General features: G+C 64.1%; 3 protein-coding genes. All 3 read left to right on the forward strand.

What is annotated here, in order from left to right; genetic code table 11:
- Nucleotides 1-84: 84 nt before the first annotated feature.
- The 3 genes from AC1Q8Q_RS19480 to AC1Q8Q_RS19490 all read left to right on the forward strand — a co-directional run bounded on the left by AC1Q8Q_RS19480 (nt 85) and on the right by AC1Q8Q_RS19490 (nt 23784).
- Nucleotides 85-819, forward strand: a complete 735-nt coding sequence (locus AC1Q8Q_RS19480) for a thioesterase II family protein (protein WP_083349545.1) — start codon at nt 85-87, stop codon at nt 817-819.
- Between the two features lie 229 nt (nt 820-1048).
- Nucleotides 1049-12031, forward strand: coding sequence for an amino acid adenylation domain-containing protein (locus AC1Q8Q_RS19485; RefSeq protein ID WP_492615387.1), 10983 nt, complete (start codon nt 1049-1051; stop codon nt 12029-12031).
- Complete coding sequence (locus AC1Q8Q_RS19490; protein ID WP_492615388.1) at nt 12031-23784, forward strand: amino acid adenylation domain-containing protein; 11754 nt, start codon at nt 12031-12033, stop codon at nt 23782-23784. The genes AC1Q8Q_RS19485 and AC1Q8Q_RS19490 overlap by 1 nt, the downstream gene beginning before the upstream one ends.
- Nucleotides 23785-23832 lie beyond the last annotated feature (48 nt).

Below are 23832 nucleotides of genomic sequence, written 5' to 3' on the forward strand. Positions count from 1 at the left end.
ATGCTCGCTCCTACAGGGGGGCCTCCGACTAATTCCCCGGGGCGCTCGTCCGTTCTCTTACAGACAACTTTCGAGGAAAGCCCGGTGACCCCGCTGACATTGCTGTGCCTGCCCTATTCGGGCGCGAGCGCCATGGTCTATAGCCGCTGGCGGCGCAAGCTGCCGGAGTGGATCAAGTTGCAACCGGTGGAGCTGCCGGGGCGGGGGGCGCGCTTCGGCGAACCCTTGCATACCGACATGCGCCCTCTGGCGCTGCAACTGGCGCAGGAACAAAAAGCCATCCTCAAGGCGCCATATGCCTTGTTCGGCCATAGCCTCGGCGCGTTGCTTGCGTGTGAAATGGCCTATGTATTTCGCTCGCTCGGCTGCCCGGAACCGGTTGCGCTGTTTGCCTCGGGCACGGCTGCGCCGACCCTGCGTGCCGATTACGACCGTGGCTTTGCCGAGCCCAAGACCGATGCCGAATTGATCGAGCAACTGCGCACACTCAACGGTACCCGCGAAGAAGTGCTGGCCAACCAGGAGCTGATGAGCCTGACACTGCCGATCCTGCGCGCCGACTTCCAATTGTGCGGGCGCTACGAGCCGCTGCAACGGCCGTTGCTCAACTGCCCGGTGCACGTACTCGGTGGTAAGGCCGACCGCGCCACCAGCGAGCAGTTGATCGGCTGGCGCAACGAAACCCACGGCAGCTTTTCCGTGGACATGCTCGCGGGTGGGCATTTCTTTATCCATGAGCATGAAGCCAAGGTGCTCAAGGTGATCAAGGATCAGCTCGAGGTTCATCATCGGCGGCATGCCATGGCCGCCGTGGGTTAACCCCATCTCAAACTTCACCCCATTCCCCGTGGGAGCGAGCCTGCTCGCGAAAGCGATGGGTCAGCCAACATCAATGTTGAATGATCGAACGCATTCGCGAGCAGGCTCGTTCCCACAATGTTTTTCCTTCCTGATCGTTGTTCTCATTCGCTAATTTTTCCGCTTTGCATTCGTTTCATAGGGACGACGTGCCTTTGTGCTTCCTGCCTACTGATCCGGATGCTGAGAAATGAATGCTGAAGACTCCTTGAAACTTGCTCGCCGGTTTATCGGGTTGCCCCTGGAAAAGCGCCAGATGTTCCTCGCGGCCTTGCACAAGGAGGGCGTGGATTTCGCCCGGTTTCCGATCCCGGCCGGCGTCGAGGCCGAGGATCGCCAGGCGCTGTCATACGCCCAGCAACGCATGTGGTTTCTCTGGCAGCTGAACCCGCAAAGCGGCGCCTACAACTTGCCAGGTGCGGTACGCCTGACCGGCCGCCTGAACCTGTCGGCGCTGGAGCAGGCATTCGCCAGCCTGGTGGCGCGCCACGAAACCTTGCGCACGGTGTTTGCCGTGCAGGCCGACGACAGCTTGCTGCAAGTGCCGGCCACGGCGCCGCTGCTGATCGAACAGGTGGATTTCAGTACCTTGCCGGCCGCCGCGCGCGAGCAGGCCGTGGCCGAAGCCGCCGAGCGCCAATCGGTGCTGCCGTTCGACCTGGGCACTGGCCCGTTGTTGCGCGTGACCTTGCTCAAGCTTGCCGAACAGGAACACGTCCTGCTGCTGACCCTGCACCACATCGTGTCCGACGGCTGGTCGATGAACGTGCTGATCGACGAATTCATCCGCTGCTACGACGCCTTCGATGCCGGTACGCAACCGCAACTGGCAGCCTTGCCGATCCAGTACAGCGACTACGCCCTGTGGCAGCGCCGCTGGCTGGAGGCGGGCGAACAGGGGCGTCAGCTCGACTACTGGCAGGTGCAACTGGGCGACGAACACCCGGTGCTGGAGCTGCCCACCGATCACCCGCGCCCGGCGATGCCAAGCTATCGCGGCACCCGCTACGAGTTCGCCGTTGACGGACAACTGGCCGAGCAACTGCGGGCCACCGCGCAGAAACACAACATCACTCTCTTCATGCTCCTGCTCGGCGCCTTCAACGTGCTGCTGCACCGCTACACCGGACAGACCGACATCCGCGTCGGCGTACCGATCGCCAACCGCAACCGCGCCGAGATCGAAGGGCTGATCGGTTTCTTCGTCAACACCCAGGTGCTTCGTACGCAACTGGACGGCCAGGCCACGGTCGATGAACTGCTGCGCCGTATCAAGGAAACTGCACTCGGCGCCCAGGCCCACCAGGACCTGCCATTCGAGCGCCTGGTCGAAGCGTTGAAGCTGGAACGCAGCCTCAGCCACACGCCGTTGTTCCAGGTGATGTACAACCACCAGCCGCAGGTCGCGGACATTTCCACTGTGACCACGGCGTCCGGCCTGGCGCTGGGCATGATCGAGTGGCAAGGGCGTACCACCCAGTTCGATCTCACGCTCGACACCTTTGAGAAGGGCGGCAAGCTGCACGCCGCGCTGACCTACGCCCACGACCTGTTCGACGCCGCGACCATCGCGCGCATGGCGCAACATTGGACGCACCTGTTACAGGGCATGGTCAGCGATACCCAGCAGCGCATCAGCGATTTGCCGCTGCTGGAACAAGCCGAATACCAGCGCATCGTCCACGATTGGAACCGCGCCGATGACAGCTTCGCCCAAGACCTGTGCATTCATGAGCTGATCAGCCAGCAAGTCGCCGCCACCCCGGATGCGCTTGCCGTGACCTTCGCCACCCGCCAGCTGACTTATGGCGAACTCGACCAGCAAGCCAATCGCCTGGCACACAAGCTGATCGAGTTCGGCGTCGGCCCGGAAGTGCGGGTAGGCGTGGCCATGCAGCGTTCCGAGCACCTGCTGGTGGCCTTGCTGGCGGTGCTCAAGGCCGGTGGTGCCTACGTGCCGCTGGACCCGGATTACCCCGCCGAACGCGTGGCCTACATGCTCGAAGACAGCCGTGCTTTGGTGTTGCTGACCGAAGCGCAAGTGGCCAAATCCCTGAGCGTGGCGAGCGATACCCAAGTACTGCTGATGGACAGCCTCTCGTTGGCGGCTTACCCCATCAGCGCCCCCGTCACCGGCGTCACGCCGGACAACCTGGCCTACGTGATCTACACCTCCGGTTCCACCGGCAAGCCCAAGGGCGTGGCGATTGTCCATCGCAACGTGTTGGCGCTGATCGACTGGTCGCAATCGGTGTACAGCCGCGACGACATTCAAGGCGTGCTGGCGTCGACCTCGGTGTGCTTCGACCTGTCGGTGTGGGAACTGTTCGTCACCCTGGCCAACTGCGGATCGCTGATCATTGCCCGCAACGCCCTGGAGTTGCCGCAGCTGCCGGCCCGGGATCAGGTGCGCTTGATCAACACCGTGCCGTCGGCGATCAACACGTTGCAGCGCGACGGGCAGATCCCGTCGAGCGTGCGCATCATCAACCTCGCCGGTGAACCGTTGAAACAAAGCCTGGTGGACGCGCTGTACCGGCAGCCGAGCGTCGAGCACGTCTTTGACCTGTACGGTCCGTCGGAAGACACCACCTATTCCACTTGGACCCGCCGCGAGGCCGGTGGCCACGCCAACATTGGCCGCCCGCTCAAACACACCGCCAGCTATCTGCTGGATGCGGATCTGCAACCGGTGCCGCAAGGCGTATCCGCCGAGCTGTACCTCAGTGGCGCGGGCATCACCCGTGGGTACCTGGCACGGCCAGGCCTGACCGCTGAAAAGTACGTGCCCAATCCGTTTTCCAGCAGCGGCGAACGCCTGTACCGCAGCGGTGACCTGGCCCGTTATCAGGCCGACGGCACCCTGCAGTACATCGGCCGTATCGACCATCAGGTCAAGGTCCGGGGCTTTCGTATCGAGCTGGGTGAAATCGAAGCGCAGCTGTTGCAGCAGGATGCTGTGCGCGAACTGGCGGTGCTGGCCCAGGACGGTATCAACGGTCAGCAACTGGTGGCCTACATCGTGCCGACCGATCCGGCGATGCTGGACGACCTCGACGCGCAGGCGCCCCTGCGTGAATCCCTGAAAGCGGCCTTGCGTCAGCACCTGCCGGACTACATGGTCCCGGCGTTCCTGCTGTTCCTCGAGCAACTGCCGCTGACCCCCAACGGCAAACTCGACCGCAAGGCGCTGCCGGCGGTGGACGGGAGCCAGCAACAACGCGAACACGTCGCGCCACGCAGTGCCCAGGAAAAATCTCTCGCGGCGATCTGGCAGGACGTACTGGCCATCGACAACGTCGGCCTGGAAGACAACTTCTTCGAGCTGGGCGGCGACTCCATTGTCTCGATGCAGGTGGTGAGCCGCGCACGGCAGGCCGGGATCCTGCTCAGCCCCAAGGACCTGTTCCAGCACCAGACCATCCGCAGCCTGGCCCAGGCGGCGCGCAGTGGCGAGCAACAACTGATCGACCAAGGCCCGGCCAGTGGCGCGGTGGCGCTGGCGCCGGTGCAACGGTGGTTCTTCGAACAGGCAATTCCAGAGCGCCAGCACTGGAACCAGTCGCTATTGCTGGTACCGCGCGAGGCGTTGAACGTCGAAACGTTGGATCGTGCCCTGGTACATTTACTGACCCATCACGACAGCTTGCGCCTGCGTTATCAACAGACAGATAGCGGCTGGCAGCAGGCCTATGTCGCGCCGACCACCGACTCGGTGCTGTGGCAACGCCAGGCACAATCGGTCGAGCAGCTCAGCACTTTGTGCGACGAAGCCCAGCGCAGTCTCGATTTGCACAACGGACCGTTGCTGCGTGCACTGCTGGTTTCAATGGCTGACGGCAGCCAGCGTTTGCTGCTGGTAGTTCACCATCTGGCGGTGGACGGTGTGTCCTGGCGTGTGCTGCTGGAAGACCTTCAGCACTTCTATAACGGCGGCACCGCATTGGCGAAAACCAGCTCGTATCAGCGCTGGGTCACGCGCTTGCAGGCGCATCTGCCAGTTTTTGAACACAGCCTCGGCCACTGGCAGAACCAACTGCAAGACGCGCCAGATGACCTGCCATGCGAACGCCCGAACGGCGCGCTGGAAAACCGCTTCGAACATAAACTCGAACTCAAGCTCGATAGCGAGCAAACCCGCAAGCTGCTGCAACAGGCGCCGGCGGCCTACCGCACCCAGGTCAACGATCTGTTGCTGACCGCACTGGCCCGCGCCGTTTGCCTTTGGAGCGGGCAAGGCAGCTCGCTGATCCAGCTCGAAGGCCATGGCCGCGAAGACCTGTTCGATGACGTCGACCTGACGCGCACCGTGGGTTGGTTCACCAGCCTGTTCCCGGTCAACCTGAAACCCGCTGCCGATCTCGGCGCGTCGATCAAAACCATCAAGGAACAACTGCGCAGCGTCCCGGACAAGGGGCTGGGCTACGGCGCGCTGCGCTACCTCGGCAGCGCACAGGCACGCGCCGAACTGGCGGCGTTGCCGCAACCGCGCATCACCTTCAACTATCTTGGGCAGTTCGACCGTCAGTTCGAAGCAGGGGCGTTGTTCACCCCGTCTACCGAAGGCAACGGCATCGCGCAGGACCCGTCGGCCCCAATGGGCAACTGGCTGGTGGTTGAAGGTCAGGTCTACGGCGGCGAGCTGTCCCTGAGCTGGGGGTTCAGCCGTGAGATGTTCGACACTGCGACCGTCCAGCGACTGACCGACGTTTACGCGCAGGAACTGATCGCGTTGATCGAACATTGCTCCACCCTTGACGCCGCGCAAGCCACGCCATCGGACTTCCCGCTGGCGCGCATCGATCAGGCGCAACTGGATGGGCTGCCGCTAACCATTGCCAATCTTGAAGACCTGTATCCGCTGTCGCCGATGCAACAGGGCATGCTGTTCCATACCCTGTACGAGCCGCAGGTCGGCGCCTACATCATCCAGTTGCGCCTGGACGTCGGCGGGTTGGACATCGAGCGATTTACCCGCGCCTGGCAAGCCGCGGTCGAGCGTCATGACAGCCTGCGCAGCAGCTTCCACTGGCAAGGCCTCGACAGCGCACACCAGGCGATTGCCCGACAGGTCGCGTTGCCGCTCCAAGTGCTTGAAGCGACTGACACCGACGCACTGGCCGACGCCGAGCGCGCGCAAGGTTTCGAGCTGGGCATGGCGCCGCTGTTTCGCCTGAAACTGGTACGTACCGGCGCTGACGCCTGGCACCTGATCTACACCAGCCACCACATCTTGATGGACGGCTGGAGCAACGCACAGTTGTTGGCCGAAGTGATCCAGCACTACGCCGCCGGCCAGCCGCTGCCAGTGCCAGCCGGTCATTACCGCGACTACCTGGGCTGGTTGCAACAGCAATCGGCAACTGCCGGCGAGCAGTTCTGGAAAGCCGCATTGGCACCGCTGCAAGCGCCGACCTTGCTGGCCGAAGCCTTGCGTCCACCGGTAGACGCGACGGGCAGCGAAGAGCATCGCCTCACACTCGACAGCCGCGCCACCCAGCATCTGGCCGACTTCGCCCGCCAGCACAAAGTCACCCTCAACACCCTGCTGCAAGCGGCCTGGAGCCTGTTGCTGCAACGCTACACCGGCCAGGATTGCGTGGTGTTCGGCGCCACCGTGGCCGGACGTTCGGCGCCGTTGCCGGGGATCGAACAACAGCTGGGCTTGTTCATCAACACCCTGCCGCTGGTATGCGCGATGAAACCGGACCAGACCGTCAGCCAGTGGCTGGGCGAACTGCAAGGCCTGAACCTGGCCATGCGCGAGTTCGAGCATGTGCCGCTGTACGACATTCAAGGCTGGGCGGGGCAGCAGGGGGCTGCGTTGTTCGACAGCCTGCTGGTGTTTGAAAACTTCCCGGTGGCCCAAGCGCTGAAACAGGGCGCGCCGGCCGGGTTGTCGTTCGCTAACCTGCACAACCACGAGCGCACCCACTATCCGTTGACCCTGGGCATCGAATTGGGCGAAGGCCTGGGGCTGGAGTTCAGTTATGACGCGGCGCGTTTCAGCGCGACGCAGATCGCCCAGTTGTCAGCCAATTTGCAGCACCTGCTGATGCAATTGGTGGCATCGCCAGAGGCGGCTTTGGGCTCGCTGGAACTGCTCGATGTCGACGGCCAGAACGCGGTGCTCGCGATCAGCCAACCGCCTGCGGTTGAGTTATCCACAACGCTTCTGGCTCACCAACAAATCGCCGCGCAAGCCGCCGCCACTCCCGATGCACTGGCATTGCAAGTGGACGGCCACAGCCTGAGCTACGGCCAACTCGATGCCCAAGCCGACCACCTGGCCCAGCGCCTGATCGACAACGGCGCCGGCCCCGGCAAGCGTGTCGGCCTGGCCGTGCGCCGTGGTCCGCAACTGATCGTCAGCCTGCTGGCGGTCCTGAAAAGCGGCGCGGCCTACGTCCCCCTCGACCCGAAATACCCAACCGAACGCCTGGCCTACATGATCAACGACAGCCGCCTCGACGTGCTGCTCCACGAATCCGGCCTGCTGCGCGACCTGCCATCAAACGTGCCGTGCCTAACTCTCGAAGACACCACAACCTCTGTAGGAGCGAGGCTTGCCCGCGAAGGCGTCCTCCCTGTCGCCAACGATCTCGCCTACATCATCTACACCTCCGGCTCCACCGGCCAACCCAAAGGCGTCGCCATCACCCACGCCGCCCTGCGCGAGTTCTGTCAGACCGCCGCCGACTATTCAAGGCTGTCACCAACCGATCGCGTCTTGCAATTTGCCACTTTCAGCTTCGACGGCTTCGTCGAACAATGCTTCCCGGCATTGTGCGTCGGCGCAACCTTGATCATGCGCGGCGATGACCTGTGGGACGCTGGCCGACTGGCCACCGAAATCGTCGAACAGGGCGTGACGGTTGCCGATTTGCCGGCCGCTTATTGGTTCCTGCTGGCCCGCGAATGCGCCAGCGGTGTCGTGCCAAGCCTCGGCGACTTGCGCCAGGTACACGTCGGTGGCGAAGCCATGTCGGTGGAAGGCCTGCGCCTGTGGCATCAAGCGGGTTTGAGCCACGTGCGCCTGCTCAACACCTACGGGCCGACCGAGGCGACCGTGGTGTCCAGCGTGCATGAATGCCGATTGGCCGATGCCAGCGATGCCTTTGGCATTCCAATCGGTCGCGGCATCCCTGGCCGTGCGCTGTACGTACTGGACGCTGCCGGCCAGCTACTGCCGGCCGACGGCGTTGGCGAGTTGTGCATCGGCGCACCGGCCTGCCTGGCGCAAAGTTATTTCGACCGCCCGGCGCTGACCGCCGAACGTTTCCTGCCGGATCCCTTCGCCCGCGAACCGGGCGCACGGCTGTATCGCAGCGGCGACCTGGCGCGCTACAACGGTAACGGCGATCTGGAGTACGTCGGACGGATCGACCATCAAGTGAAAATTCGCGGTTTCCGCATCGAGATGGGCGAGATCGAAGCCTGCCTGCAAGCCCGGGACGAGGTGCGCGAAGCCGCCGTCATCGCCCAGGACGGCACACAATTGGTGGCCTACATCGTCGCCAGCAGCACGGTGGTTTTGCAGGCTCAATACCTGCTAGGGCTCAAAGCCGTCCTGCAGCGCTCGTTGCCGGAATACATGGTGCCCAACCACATGGTCCTGCTCGACAGGTTGCCGCTCAACAACAACGGCAAGCTCGACCGCAAGGCCTTGCCAAGGGTTGAAGCGGGCGATGTGCAACGCGACTTTGTTGCCCCGATGCAAGGGTTGGAGACGCAACTCGCGCAGATCTGGCAAGCCGTGCTGCAGGTCGAGAAAGTCGGTCGCGACGACAACTTCTTCGAGCTCGGCGGCCATTCATTGCTGGTGCTGCAAGTGATCTCCCGTGTACGCCAGCAACTGCAACTTGAGCTGTCGGTGAGCAATTTGTTCTCAGCGGCGAATCTGGCGGAGTTCGCCAAGCATGCGGCGCAAGCGAACCTCAGCGGCCAACCGCCGCTGCAACGCGCGTCGGACGATCAGCCGCGCCTGCTGTCCTACGCCCAGCAACGCCAGTGGATTCTCTGGCAACTGGACCCGCACAGCGCGGCCTACAACATCCCGGCGGCGCTGCGCCTCAAAGGCCCGCTGAACCGCCGGGCCCTGCGCACAACCTTCGCCCAGTTACAGGTTCGCCACGAAACCCTGCGCACCACCTTCGAACAGAAGGGCCAGCAGGCGCGCCCGGTGGTGCATGTCGAGCTGCCGTTGCAGTTCAATGAACAGCCCATCAATGAGTCGGCAATCAACACTGCGGTGGCCGCAGAAATCGCCCGGCCGTTCGATCTGCGCCATGGCCCGCTGTGGCGTTGTTTGCTGCTGCACGTCAGCGCCGAAGACCATGTGCTGGTGCTTACCGTGCACCACATCGCCGCCGATGGCTGGTCGATGCAGGTGATGGTCGATGAATTCAGCGCGCTGTATCAGGCTGCCGTGCAAGAGCGTGCTGCCAACCTGCAGGCACTGCCGGTGGCTTACAGCGACTACGCCCGTTGGCAGCGCGACTGGCTGGAAGCCGGCGAGGGTGCGCGGCAACTGGCGTGGTGGCGCGACCAACTGGCGGGCAGCCAGGCGCCGCTGGCGTTGCCGAGCGAACTGACCCGTCCGGTCCGGCGCAGCGAGCGCGGCGCCAGCCTGGCGTTGAACGTCGATCGCCAGCTGCTGGCCGGTTTGCGCGAGCGTGCGCAAGAACAGCAAGTGACGCTGTTCATGCTGTTGCTGGCAAGTTTCCAGACCCTGCTGCACCGCCAGAGCGGGCAGTCGGGCATCAGCGTCGGCGTGCCGAGTGCAGGGCGTTCACGCCTGGAAACCGAAGGCCTGATCGGCTTCTTCATCAATACCCAGGTGCTGCGTGCCGAGATCGACGGGCAGCAACCGTTCAGCGCCTTGCTACAACAGGTCAAGCAAACGGCATTGGACGCGCAGGCTCATCAGGACTTGCCGTTCGAGCAACTGGTCGATGCACTGCAACCGGACCGCAGCCTCAATCACAGTCCGTTGTTCCAGGTGCTCTACAACCATCAGCAAAAACTCGGCGCCAGTGTCGAGCGCGCGGTGGCCGATTTGCAGGTCGAGCGCCTGCACTGGCAGCAGCACACCGCGCAATTCGATCTGGTGCTCGATACCCAGGAGCAGGGCGATGAACTGGACGCCAACCTGAGCTACGCCACCGACCTGTACGACGAGGCCTCGATGCAGCGCTTCGCCGAACAGTGGTTGAACCTGTTGCGCGCAGTGGTCGAAAACCCACAGCAGCGCGTCGCCGAATTGCCGCTGCTGCAAGCGCCGCAATACGGCGAATTGATCCAGCACTGGAATCCGACCTTCGAGGCACAAGCGCAATCGCCCACCTTGCATCAGCTGTTCGAAGCCCAGGCCGCGCAACGCCCACACGCCATCGCACTGACCTGCGAAGGCGAGCAGATGAGCTACGCCGCGCTCAACGCCGAGGCCAACCGCCTGGCGCGCAAACTGCGCGAGCAGGGTGTCGGCCCCGAAGTGCGGGTCGGTATCGCCACCGAGCGGGCAATACCGCTGGTGGTCGGCTTACTGGCGATTCTCAAGGCCGGTGGCGCCTACGTGCCGCTGGACCCGCAATACCCGGTCGAGCGCCTGAGCTACATGATCGATGACAGCGGCATTGGGTTGCTGTTGACCCAATCTCACCTGATCGACGGCTTGCCGGCCCGCGAAGGCGTGCAGGTTCTTGATCTGACGGCGTTGCAGCTGGACCGCTACAGCGCCGACAACCTGGCGCCGTTGGCAAGCCCGGACAATCTGGCCTACGTGATCTACACCTCCGGCTCCACAGGCCGCCCAAAAGGCGCCTTGCTCAGCCATGGCAACGTCGGGCGCCTGCTCACGGCCACTGCTGGCGAGTTCGATTTCGGCGTGAACGATGTCTGGACCCTGTTTCACTCCTACGCCTTCGATTTCTCGGTGTGGGAGTTATTCGGCGCGTTGTGCACCGGTGGGCGCCTGGTGATCGTGCCGTACTACATCAGTCGCGAACCGCAGGCGTTTCATCGCTTGCTCTGCGATGAAGGGGTGACGGTGCTGAACCAGACCCCGACCGCGTTCCGCCAGTTGTTGCCGATTGCCTGCGCCAGTCCGCGCAGCCTGGCGTTGCGCCAGGTGATCTTCGGTGGCGAAGCGCTGGAAGTGGCCAGCTTGCGTCCCTGGTTCGAACGCTTCGGCGACCAACAACCAACGCTGGTGAATATGTACGGCATCACCGAGACCACGGTGCACGTGACCTACCGCGCGATCCGCCTGGCCGACCTCGATGCCAAGGCGCAAAGCCCGATCGGCCTGCCGATCCGCGACCTGCGCTGGTACTTGCTCGACAGTCAGTTGCAACCGGTGCCAGTGGGCGTGGCGGGGGAGCTGTACATCGCCGGCGCCGGCCTGGCGCGCGGTTATCACGGGCGTAGCGGCCTGACCGCCGAGCGTTTCGTGCCAAGCCCCTTCGATGCGGCGCAGCGCCTGTATCGCAGCGGCGACCTGGCGCGCCAGCGCGCCGACGGCAGCATCGACTACCTGGGGCGGATCGACCAGCAAGTGAAGATCCGCGGGTTCCGCATCGAACTGGGCGAGATCGAAGCGGCCGTGCTGGCGCAACCGGGCGTGCGTCAGGCGGTGATCAGCGTGCATGTCGATGACGGCGGTCCGCAGCTGTGCGCCTACGTCGTCGCCGAACTCACTTCGAATGATCCGATCGCCTGGCGCGACACCCTGCGCGCCGCACTCAGCGTCGATCTGCCGGATTACATGGTGCCTAGGCACTGGTTGTTGCTCGATGCCTTGCCGCTGACCAGCAACGGCAAGCTCGACCGCAAGGCCTTGCCGCTGCCGGATGCCGAAACCTGGCAGCGCCCGTTCGAAGCCCCCGAGGGCGAGCTCGAACAGCAGCTGGCGGCGATCTGGGCCGAGGTGTTGGGCGTGGCCCGGATCGGGCGGCGTGACAACTTCTTTGAATTGGGCGGGCATTCGCTGCTTGCCGCCCAGGCCAGTGCCCGCGTGGAACTGGAACTGGGCATCGAGCTGCCGCTGCGCGTGCTGTTCGAAAGTAACGACCTTCAGGCTTATGCCGCCAACGCCTGGCAACAAGCCCCGACTGACAACGCTGCACGCCTGGATGCGCTTGAGTCGCTTCTGGACGAGATGGAGATCAACTGATGGAACACAGCACCGCCTCGCGTATCGCCTCCCGCTTCGCTGGCCTGCCGGCCGACAAGCGCCGTGAGTTTCTGGCAAAAATGCAGGAGCAGGGCGTGAGCTTCGGCCAGCTGCCGATCCCGCCCGCCACCACGCCGCAAGCGACTTTCGAATTGTCCTATGCGCAGCAGCGTCAATGGTTCCTCTGGCAGCTCGACCCGCAGAGCAGCGCCTACAACATTCCTGTGGCCCTGCGTCTGCAGGGGCCGCTGAACCTTGCGGCGCTGCAACAGAGTTTCGACGTGCTGCTGGAGCGTCATCAGAGCCTGCGCAGCCGTTTTGTCGAGGAAGACGGCCAGGTGATGCAAGCCCTGGCGAGCTTCAACACGCTGCCCATCGAACAGCACGATCTGCGCGCCGAACCCGAAGCGCTACGCCTTGAATCGGCGATGAAAAAAGTCGAGGCGGAGATTGCCCGTCCGTTCGACTTGCAACACGGCCCGCTGTTGCGCGTCAGCTTGTTACAGCTGGACGTTGATGACCATGTGCTGGTGCTGACCCTGCATCACATCGTCACTGATGGCTGGTCGATGGGCGTGCTGGTCGAAGAGTTCTCAAGGCTCTACGCGGCCCATTGCCAAGGCCAGAGCGCTGGACTTGAAGCGTTGCCGATCCAGTATTCGGACTATGCGGCCTGGCAGCGGCGCTGGATGGAAGCCGGCGAGCTTGAACGTCAACTCGATTGGTGGCGTGAAAAGCTCGGCAGCGAACAGCCGTTGCTGGAGTTGCCCATCGATCGCCCGCGTCCGGCACAACCGAGCCAGCGCGGCGCTCGTCTGGACTTCGCCTTGGATGCCTCGCTCGCCACCGGCCTGATGTCCTTGGCCAGACAGCGCGGCGTCACGCCATTCATGCTGTTGCTGGCCAGTTTCCAGGCCTTGCTCTATCGCTACAGCGGCCAGTCCGACCTGCGTATTGGCGTGCCGATCGGCAACCGCAATCGCGCGGAAACCCGTGGCCTGATCGGCTTCTTCGTCAACACCCAGGTGATGCGCGCCGAACTCGATGGCCGGCTGCCGTTCGCTCAGTTGCTCGAGCAGACCCGCGCCTTTTCGCTGGATGCCCAGGACCATCAGGACTTGCCGTTCGAGCGCCTGGTGCAGGCCCTGCAAGGCGAACGCAGCTTGAGCCACAGCCCGTTGTTCCAGGTGATGTTCAACCACCAGCAGGCCAAACCCGCAGCGGTCAGCGGCTTGCTCGCCGGCCTGCGTGTCGAGGTGCTGAACGCCACGGCGCACACCACCCAGTTCGACCTGCAACTGGACACCCAGGAAGAGGGCGACAAGCTGTTCGCCAGCCTGACCTACGCCACGGACCTGTTCGACGCCGAACGCATCGAGCACCTGGCCCGGCATTGGCGCAACCTGCTGGCCGGGGTGCTGGCGAACCCGCAAATCCCGCTGGCCGAATTGCCGTTGCTCGATGCCGACGAGCACCTGCGCATCCTCGACGACCTCAACGACACCGCTCAAGACTATCCAGGCGAAGTCTGCGTACAGCGGCATTTCGAAACGCGAGTGATGGAAAATCCACAGGCGACGGCGCTGGTGTTCCAGGGCCAGTCCCTGAGCTACGCCGAGCTCAACCTGCGCGCCAACCGCCTGGCCCACCACTTGCGCGCCCAGGGTGTCGGCCCGGAAGTGATCGTCGGGATCGCCTGCGAGCGTTCGCTGGAAATGGTCGTCGGCCTGCTGGCGATCCTCAAGGCCGGCGGCGCCTACGTGCCGCTGGACCCGCAATACCCGCTCGATCGCCTGGGCTACATGATCGAGGACAGCGGCATTTCCCTGCTGTTGACCCAGGAACACCTGCTGGCGCAACTGCCGACGCCGGACAGCGTGCGCACCCTCTGCCTGCAAGCGCATTCCGAGTGGCTGAGCGATCTGCCGGGCGATGATCTGCCCAACCTGGCTGTCGGCGAAAATCTCGCCTACATGATCTACACCTCCGGTTCCACCGGAAAACCGAAAGGTGCGGGCAACCGTCATGTAGCCCTGCATAACCGCCTCGAGTGGATGCAGCAGGCCTACAACTTGCTGCCGAGCGACCGCGTGCTGCAAAAAACACCGTTCAGTTTCGACGTGTCGGTGTGGGAGTTTTTCTGGCCGCTGATGAAAGGCGCGACGCTGGTGATCGCCGCTCCAGGCGAGCATCGCGATCCGCAACGCCTCGCTGCACTGATCGTCGAGCAAGCCATCACCACGCTGCACTTCGTGCCGTCGATGCTCTCGGCCTTCATCGCTGCCGATGAGGCGCTGGCCTGCACCTCGCTGACCCGCATCGTCTGCAGTGGCGAAGCGCTGCCGATGGAGCTGCAACGCCAGACCCTGCGCAGCCTACCGCAAGCCCGACTGTACAACCTGTATGGTCCGACCGAAGCGGCCATCGACGTGACCCACTGGACGTGCGGGGAAGAGGGTCGCGACAGCGTGCCGATCGGCAGGCCGATCGGCAACCTGCGCACCTATATCCTCGACAGCGAACTGCAACCCATGCCGCTGGGGGCGGTGGGCGAACTGTACCTGGGCGGTATCGGCCTGGCCCGGGGTTATCACCGCCGTGGCGCGTTGACTGCCGAGCGTTTCGTGGTCGACCCGTTCGGCAGCGGCGAGCGTCTGTACCGCACCGGCGACCTGGCGCGCTACCGTGCCGATGGCGCCATCGAGTACTGCGGGCGGATCGATCACCAGGTGAAGATTCGCGGCCTGCGTATCGAACTGGGGGAAATCGAAGCGCGCCTGCAAGAACATGCCAGTGTGCAGGAAGCCGTAGTGCTGGCCCTCGACGGCCCGAGCGGCAAGCAACTGGTGGCCTACATCGTGCCGCAGGATCGCGCGTTACTCGGTGCCGATGCGGTGCAGCAAGGCAGCTGGCGCGAATCCCTGAAAAGTCATCTGCTCGGCAGCCTGCCGGACTATATGGTGCCGGCGCAGACCGTGCTGATCGAACACATGCCCTTGAGCCCCAACGGCAAACTCGAGCGCAAGCGCCTGCCGGCACCCACCGCCCAGGTCAGCCAGCGCGCGTTCGAAGCCCCGCGCAGTGAACACGAGCGCGTGCTGGCGCAGATCTGGCAGGACGTGCTGGGCCTGGAGCAGGTCGGCCGTCAGGACAACTTCTTCGAACTGGGCGGCGACTCGATCATTTCAATCCAGGTGGTCAGCCGCGCCCGCCGTGCCGGCCTGAGCCTGCAACCGCGCGACCTGTTCCAGCAACAGACCCTGCAAGCCCTGGCCGCGGTGGTGAAAGAACAAGCCGCACCGCTGGCGCAGCAAGGGTCGGTGGATGGCGTGCAAACACTCACGCCGATCCAGCGCTGGTTCTTCGAAGAACCGATCCCGCAGCGAGCCCACTGGAACCAGGCGGTGTTGCTGACGCCGCGCGAAACCCTCGAACTGCCGCGCCTGCAAGGCGCCCTGCAACGTGTGCTCAAGCAGCACGATGCCCTGCGCTTGCGTTTCAGCCAGGTCGACGGCCAATGGTCGGCGCGTTATGTCGGCGCCGACAGCGCCGATGTCATCGACATGCTCTGGACTGCCCGCGTCGCCGGTGATGCGTCGCTGGAATCGGTGTGCGATGAAGCCCAGCGCAGCCTCAGCCTGCAAGACGGGCCGCTGCTGCGCGTGGCGCTGATCGCCCAGGCCGATGGTTCGCAACGTTTGCTGTTGGTCATCCACCACCTGGCGGTGGACGGGGTGTCCTGGCGCGTGCTGCTGGAAGATTTGCAGGCCGCGTATCAAGGCCAGGACCTGCCGCCCAAGACCAGTGCCTTCCAGGCCTGGGCGGACAAGCTCAATGCTTATGCGAAGTCCGAAACGGCCATGAATGAATTGAGCTGGTGGCAGAGTCACCTGCACGGTGCCAGCGATTCGTTGCCGGCGGCCAATGCACAAGCCAATCAGGCCGGGCATCTGCGCCAAGGCGTCAGCATCGGTCTGGACCGCGAGCAGACCCGCCAGCTGCTGCAACAAGCCCCGGCGATCTATCGCACCCAGGTCAACGACCTGCTGCTGACCGCACTGGCTCGTACCCTCAGCCGATGGACCGACAGCGAATCGGCGCTGATCCAGCTCGAAGGCCACGGCCGCGAAGAACTGTTCGACGACATCGACCTGACCCGCACCGTCGGCTGGTTCTCCAGCCTGTTCCCGGTGCGCCTGACGCCGATGGCCGACCTCGGCGGCTCGATCAAGGCGATCAAGCAGCAACTGCGGGACATCCCCGGCAAAGGCCTGGGCTACTGCCTGTTGCGCTACCTGGGCGATGCAGCGGCGCAAGCGACGCTGGCCACGTTGCCGCAAGCGCGGGTGACCTTCAACTACCTCGGCCAGTTCGACCAGAGCTTCGCCGAGGACGCGCTGTTCACGCCTGCACGCGAATCCAGCGGCGCCGCGCAATCGGCGGATGCACCGTTGCCGAACTGGCTGTCGGTGGACGGCCAGGTCTATGGCGGTGAACTCAAACTCGACTGGACCTTCAGCCGCGAGTGCTTCGAGCTGCGCGAGATTGAAACCCTGGCGAACGATTTCCGCGCTGAACTGTTGGCGCTGATCGACCATTGCCTGAGCGACGGCGCAGGTGGCGTGACCCCGGCGGACTTCCCGCTGGCGCGCTTGAGCCAGGCACAACTCGACGCGCTGCCAGTGCCACCGGCGCAGATCGAGGATGTGTATCCGCTGTCGCCGATGCAGGCGGGCCTGTTGTTCCACAGCCTGTACGAATCCGAATCCGGCGCCTACGTGAACCAACTCAGCGTCGAAGCCCGTGGCCTCGATGCCGATCGTTTGTGCCGCGCCTGGCAAGCCGTGCTCGACAGCCACGCGATCCTGCGCAGCAGTTTCCACTTCCCCGAAGGTTTCGAGGCACCGGTGCAACTGGTGCATCGTCATCTGCCATTGCCGATGACCTGCCTCGACTGGCGTGGCCGCGAGAATCAGGCCGATGCGCTGGCGCAACTGATCGACAGCGAACGCCTGCAACTCGATCCGACCCGCGCTCCGCTGATGCGCCTGACCCTGGTGCGCCTGGACGACGAGCGCCAGCAACTGGTCTACACCCACCATCACCTGTTGCTCGACGGCTGGAGCAATTCGCTGCTGCTCAGTGAAGTGCTGCAGCGTTATGCCGGGCAGGATGTACCCGCACCCACCGGGCGATTCGCCGACTACATCGGCTGGCTGCAACGCCAGGATGACGAAGCTGACGAGCTGTTCTGGCGCGAGCAATTGGCGAGTCTCGACAACCCGACGCTGCTGGCCGAGACCATGGGCTTCAACAACCGGGCGAACACGGCATTTGCCGATCACCGCCAGACCTTCGACGTCGCCACCAGCAAGCGCTTCAGCGACTTTGCCCGGCAGCAGAAAGTGACACTCAACACCTTGGTGCAAGGTGCGTGGGCACTGTTGCTGCAACGCTACAGCGGCCAGCGCAGCGTAGCGTTCGGCGCCACGGTGGCGGGGCGCCCGGTGGACTTGCCGAGCGCCGAAAGCCAGCTCGGCCTGTTTATCAACACCCTGCCGGTGATCAGCAGTCCGGACGCCATCGAAAGTGTCGAGCAATGGCTGACGCGTTTGCAGGCGCAGAACCTGGAACTGCGCGAACACGAATTCACCGCGCTGGGCGATATCCAGCGTTGGGCCGGACGGGCCGGCGAGCCACTGTTCGACAGCTTGCTGGTGTTCGAAAACTTCCCGGTCGCCGAGGCCTTGCAGCAGGGCGCACCGGCTGGCTTGAGTTTCTCGATTCCACAAAACCACGAGCGCACCAACTTCCCGCTGACCCTGGCGGCCACCGCGGAAAACCAACTCAGCATCAACTGGAGCTACCAGTGCAGCCACTTCAGCCGCGAGGCGATCGTGCGCATGAGCGAGCACCTGGCCGCGTTGTTGACGGCGATGGTGGCTGCACCACAAGCGGCCTTGAGCGAGCTGGACATGCTGACCGAGGTGGAACGCACGCAGCAATTGCTGGAGTGGAACCCGCCGTTCACCGCAGAAAGAAATCCGCTGTGCGTGCATCAACTGATCGAGGCCCAGGCCCTTATCCGACCTGACGCCACGGCGCTGATCTTCAGTGACCTCGAACTGAACTTCGACCAACTCAACCGCCGCGCCAACCAGTTGGCCCATCGCCTGCGCGCCTTGGGCATCGGCCCGGAAGAGCGGGTCGGCCTGGCCATGCAGCGCTCGCCAGAGATGATCATCGGCCTGTTGGCGATCCTCAAGGCCGGCGGTGCCTACGTGCCGCTGGACCCGGCCTACCCGGCGGAGCGCCTGCGCTACCTGATGCAAGACAGCGGCATTTCCCTGCTGGTCAGCCAATCCTGGCTGCGGGAAAAACTGCCACTGCCCGAAGGCTTGCCGGTGCTGGAAATCGACCGCGAAGCGCTTGAGGGGATGCCCGACAGCAACCCGGTCAACCTGACCTGTGGCGAAAACCTCGCCTACCTGATCTATACCTCGGGTTCCACCGGGCGGCCCAAAGGCGTCAGCGTGGCCCACGGCCCGCTGGCCATGCACTGCGTAAAGATCGGCGAGTTGTACGGCATGACCCCGGACGATCGCGAGCTGCAATTTGCCTCGATCAGCTTCGACGGCGCCCACGAGCGCTGGCTGACGCCCCTGGTGTTCGGTTCGGCGGTGATGCCGCGCGACGACGAGTTGTGGAGCGTGGAGCGCACCTGCGCCGAGATCGAAAAGCACGGCATCACCATCGCCTGTTTCACCCCCAGCTACCTGGGGCAGATCGCCGATTTCATGGGCGAAGCGGGACGTGATCTGCCGATCCGCTCCTACACCCCATGCGGTGAAGGGATGGCCAAGCATGCGTTCGACGAAGTGCAGCAAGTCCTGCAACCCAAGCGCCTGATCAACGGCTATGGCCCGACCGAAACGGTGATCACGCCGCTGATCTGGCTGGCCTATCCGGAGACCGAATTCGACTCGGCGTTCATGCCGATTGGCCGGCCGGTGGGCAACCGCAGCGCCTACATCCTCGACAGCGGTTTGCAGCCGTTGCCGGTTGGCGTGGCGGGTGAGTTGTACCTGGGCGGCGAGGGCGTTGCCCGTGGGTATCACCAGCGTCCTGACCTGACTGCCGAACGCTTCGTGCCCGATCCGTTCGTGCCGGGGGCGCGTCTGTACCGCAGTGGCGACCTGGCGCGGTTCCGTGCCGATGGCGTCGTCGAATACCTCGGCCGTATCGACCAGCAAGTGAAGATTCGCGGCTTCCGTATCGAACTCGGCGAAATCGAAGCCTGCCTGCTCGAACATGAAGGCGTGCGTGAAGCCTTTGTGATTGATCGCGACGGTCCGGTGGGCCGGCAACTGGTGGGCTACGTGGTGCCGCGCGATCCGCTGGCTGACGAACAGGAACTGCAGGATGCATTGACCGCGCACCTGCGCAGTCGCTTGCCGGCGCACATGCTGCCAGCGCATTTGCTATGCCTGGCCGCGTTGCCGCTGACGCCGAATGGCAAGCTCGATCGCCAGGGTTTGCCAGCGCCTGAGGCGACTCGACACACTCAGGATCAAGTGGCCGCCGCATCGCCTGCCGAAGCGCTGTTGGTGGACATCTGGCAGGACTTGCTCGGCCTGGACTCGGTGGGCGTTACCGAGAACTTCTTCGAACTGGGCGGTGATTCGATCATCTCGCTGCAAGCGGTGAGCCGTGCCGGGCTGCGCGGGCTGGTGTTCAGTCCCAAGCAGTTGTTCGAGCAGCAGAGCATTCGTGCACTGGCCGCGGTGGCGAGCCGTCGTGAAGCCGTGTTGGTCGAAGTGCCTGCAGTCGAGGAATTTTCCTTGGTGCCGCACATCGATTCCACCGCCCGCGAAGGCTTGCAAGACCTGTATCCGCTGTCGCCGATGCAGCAGGGCATGCTGTTCCATTGCCTCGAATCGCCGCAGCTCAACCCCTACGTCAACCAGTTGAGCGTGGCAGTGGACGGCTTGCAGGTGCCGCGATTCCGCGCGGCGTGGCAAGCCTTGATCCAGCGTCATGAAGTCCTGCGCGCCGCGTTCCGTTGGCGCGATGGCCTGGCCGATCCGCTGCAAGCGGTGTTCGCCAGCGTCGAGTTGCCGATCGAGGAACTCGACTGGCGTGAGCACAGCGACACAGAAAAGGCGCTGGGCGAACTGGCCGCCGCCGAACAGGCCAAGGGTTTCGACCTGAGCTGCCCGCCGCTGATGCGCTTTGTCCTGGTGCGCCTGGGCGAAGAACGGTACCAGATGATCTGGATCTACCATCACCTGCTGCTCGATGGCTGGAGTGCCTCGCGTCTGCTCGGCGAGATGCTGCGCCTGTATCACCACGACAGCCTGCCGGCGCTGACCGGGCGCTATGCCGACTACATCGCCTGGCTGCAACGCCAGGACCAGGCGCAGGCAGAAAGCTTCTGGCGTGAGCGCCTGGCGTCGCTCGAGGCACCGACCATCCTGGCCTCGGCCTCGGGTGCCGCAGGTTCCGGTCACGGCGTGATGTACAGTGACCTCGACGCCGAGGCGACGCGCAAGTTGCACCGTTTCGCCAAGCGTCAGCGCGTCACCCTCAACACCCTGGTGCAAGGCGCCTGGCTGTTGCTGCTGCAACGTCACAGCGGCCAATGCAGCGTAGCGTTCGGCGCGACAGTGGCGGGGCGGCCGACGGGGCTGGCCGGTGCCCAGGACATGCTCGGCCTGTTCATCAACACCTTGCCGGTGATCCAGACCCTCGACCCGCAACAACCGCTGGGCGAGTGGCTGCGTGACTTGCAGGACTACAACCTAGCCGTGCGCGACTACGAACATACGCCATTGTCCGACGTGCAGCGCTGGGCCGGGCAGGGTGGCCAGGGCCTGTTTGACAGCATCATCGTGTTTGAAAATCATCCGGTGGACCGTGCCTTGAAAGGGGGCGAGGAAGGTGAGCTGCGCTTCGCCGAAGTCGGCAGCGGCGGCGTCACAAACTTCCCGATGGACTTGATGGTCAGCGCCAACGACCAGGGCCTGGAAGTCGAGTACCTGTACCTGCGAGATCGCTTCAGTGAACAGGAAGTGCAGCGCATTCGCGCACAGTTGGAAGGTTTGCTGCGTGCGTTGCCGGAGGATGCGGACTGTCTGCTCGGTAACATCGGCCTGCCCGAAGCGCGCGTGAGCCTGCCGCAAGCCTTTAGCGACAACCCTGATCTGCTGCACAGCTTCAATCAGCATGTGCGCAGTCAACCGCAGAAAATCGCCTTGTTCTGTGAGGATCGCGAAGTCAGCTACGCCGATCTTGAACACCAGGCCAATGCGCTGGCGCAGTTGTTGATCAGTCGAGGCATTGGCCCGGAAAGCCTGGTGGCGGTGGCCTTGCCCCGTTCGGAGCGCACCATCGTCGCGTTCCTTGCCGTGCTCAAGGCCGGTGCGGCCTATCTGCCGCTGGACCTGGCCTACCCGGCCGAGCGCCTGGCCTACATGCTCGAAGATTCGGCCGCCAGCCTGTTGCTGTGCGACAGCGACCTGGGTGATCGCCTGCCACTGGTGGACAGCCCGCCACGCGTGTTGCTGGATCAGTCGAGCCTGGTTGGCGGCACTGAGTGCCCGGTCTCCCATCCACTGCCGGGGCACCTGGCGTACCTGATCTACACCTCCGGCTCCACCGGCCAGCCCAAAGGCGTGGCGGTGGAACGTGGACCGATTGCCCGGCATTGTCGCGGCATCATCGACCTCTACGAACTGGCGCCGCGCAGCCGCGAACTGCACTTCATGTCGTTCGCCTTCGACGGTGCCCAGGAACGCTGGCTTAGCGTGCTGTTGGCCGGTGGCAGCCTGGTGATTCGTGAAGACAATCTGTGGACCCCGGAACAGACCCTGGAGGTGCTGCATCGCCACAACGTCACCGTCGCCTGCTTCCCGCCGGCGTACCTGCAACAGATGGCCGAAGTGGCCGAGCGCCTGGGCAATCCGCCGGCGGTCGAGGTGTATTGCTTTGGCGGTGATGCGGTGCCGGACGCCAGCTTCGAGCAGGTCAAGCGCGCCCTGCGTCCGCAGCGCCTGGTCAACGGCTACGGCCCGACCGAAACCGTGGTCACGCCGCTGCTGTGGCGTGCGCAAGCCAGCGAAACCTGCGAGGCGGCCTATGCGCCGATTGGCCGTGGTGTGGCAGGCCGTGGCCTGTACATCCTCGACGCCGACCTCAATCCGTTGCCGGTCGGTGTCAGCGGCGAGCTGTACCTGGGCGGCGAGTGCCTGGCCCGTGGTTACCACCAGCGGCCGGGCATGAGCGCCGAGCGTTTCATTGCCGATCCGTTCGCGGCCGGTGGTCGCATGTACCGCACCGGCGACCTGGTGCGCCAGCGCGAGTGTGGGTTGATCGACTACCTCGGCCGGCTCGACCAGCAAGTGAAGATCCGCGGCTTCCGTATCGAACTGGGCGAGATCGAAGCCCGTCTGCGTGATTGCGCAGGGGTGCAGGATGCCGCCGTGGTGGTGCATGACACGCCCACCGGCAAACAGTTGGTCGGTTATGTAGTGGCCGCTGCCGCTGCCGGGCTGGATCGGCGCTTGAAGGCCGAGCTGCAAACGCAGATGCCGGACTACATGGTGCCGGCGCGGATCCTGGTGCTGCAGCGCTTCCCGCTGTCGGCCAACGGCAAGCTTGATCGTCGCGCACTGCCGGTGCCGGAATGGACGCTTGGCGGTTACCGCGCGCCGCGTAACGCGCTGGAATGCGCGCTGGCGACGATCTGGCAAGAGGTATTGGGTGTGCCGCAAGTGGGCATCGACGACAACTTCTTCGAACTCGGCGGCGACTCATTGCAGGTGCTCAAAGTCATCTCGCGGGTGCGTAGCCAGCCACAACTGGGCTTCGAATTGAAACTGCGCGACCTGATGCAGAAACCCTGCATCGCTGAACTCAGTGGCTACCAGGCTGCCGAGACTTCGAGTGCGCCGGACCCGTTGCTGGCCTTGAATGGCCGGGTGGCGAAGGTGCCGGCGCTGTTCTGCCTGCACGCCGGGTTCGGCACGGTGTTCGACTACGAGCCCCTGGCCCGTCGCCTGGAAGGCCGGCGTACGGTGTACGGCCTGCAATGCCGCATGCTGCTCGACCCGCAATGGCAGGATGTGTCGTTGCTGGCCATGGCCCAGGCCTATGCCCAGCGCATTCGCACGCAACAGCCGCAAGGCCCGTACTACCTGCTCGGCTGGTCGCTGGGGGGCGCGTTGACGCAATTGGTCGCCCATGAACTGGAGAGCCAGGGGCAGACGGTAGCCTTCGCCGGGCTGGTCGACAGTTATGTGGCGGGTACCGCCGAAGCGGGGGACTGGCGCGAAGATTTGGCGGACTTCCTGAAGTTTGTCCTCGGTCAACCGTCTGAACAAGCACAGGCATTGATTGCCTTGAAAGCCCAAGGCCTCAACGAGCGCGAAGGCGCCGCCGCGGTGATCGAGGCGGCCATGCACGGCGCTAATGACCACGCAGCACTGGGCGCTAGTGAACTGACGCAGATATTCGCCACTGGCTCGTCGCTCAAACAACTCGCCTTGGCCCAGAGACAATTGCCGAAGGTACAGGTTGGCAGCCATCGATGGTGGGTGGCCGGGCGCGACGACGAACGCCGGGTGTTCGAGGCCCAGGTGGGGCATCACGGAGTGGATCGTCTGTTGGCGGGCGGGCACTACGAGTTGCTGCGTGGTGAAGAGTTGCTCGACGAACTTGAACAGCTATTGGAGCACAGCCCGGCTATCGCGTAACCGCCAGCCATGCGCAAAACCCATGTGGGAGCGGGCTTGCTCGCGAAT

The sequence above is a fragment of the Pseudomonas sp. GW823-FHT06B06 genome, from assembly GCF_058795195.1.

Excerpts from the sequence above, each read along its gene's own strand:
- AC1Q8Q_RS19490 (WP_492615388.1), top strand. The coding sequence starts at position 12,031 with ATGGAACACAGCACCGCCTCGCGTATCGCCTCCCGCTTCGCTGGCCTG.
- AC1Q8Q_RS19485 (WP_492615387.1), top strand. The coding sequence starts at position 1,049 with ATGAATGCTGAAGACTCCTTGAAACTTGCTCGCCGGTTTATCGGGTTG.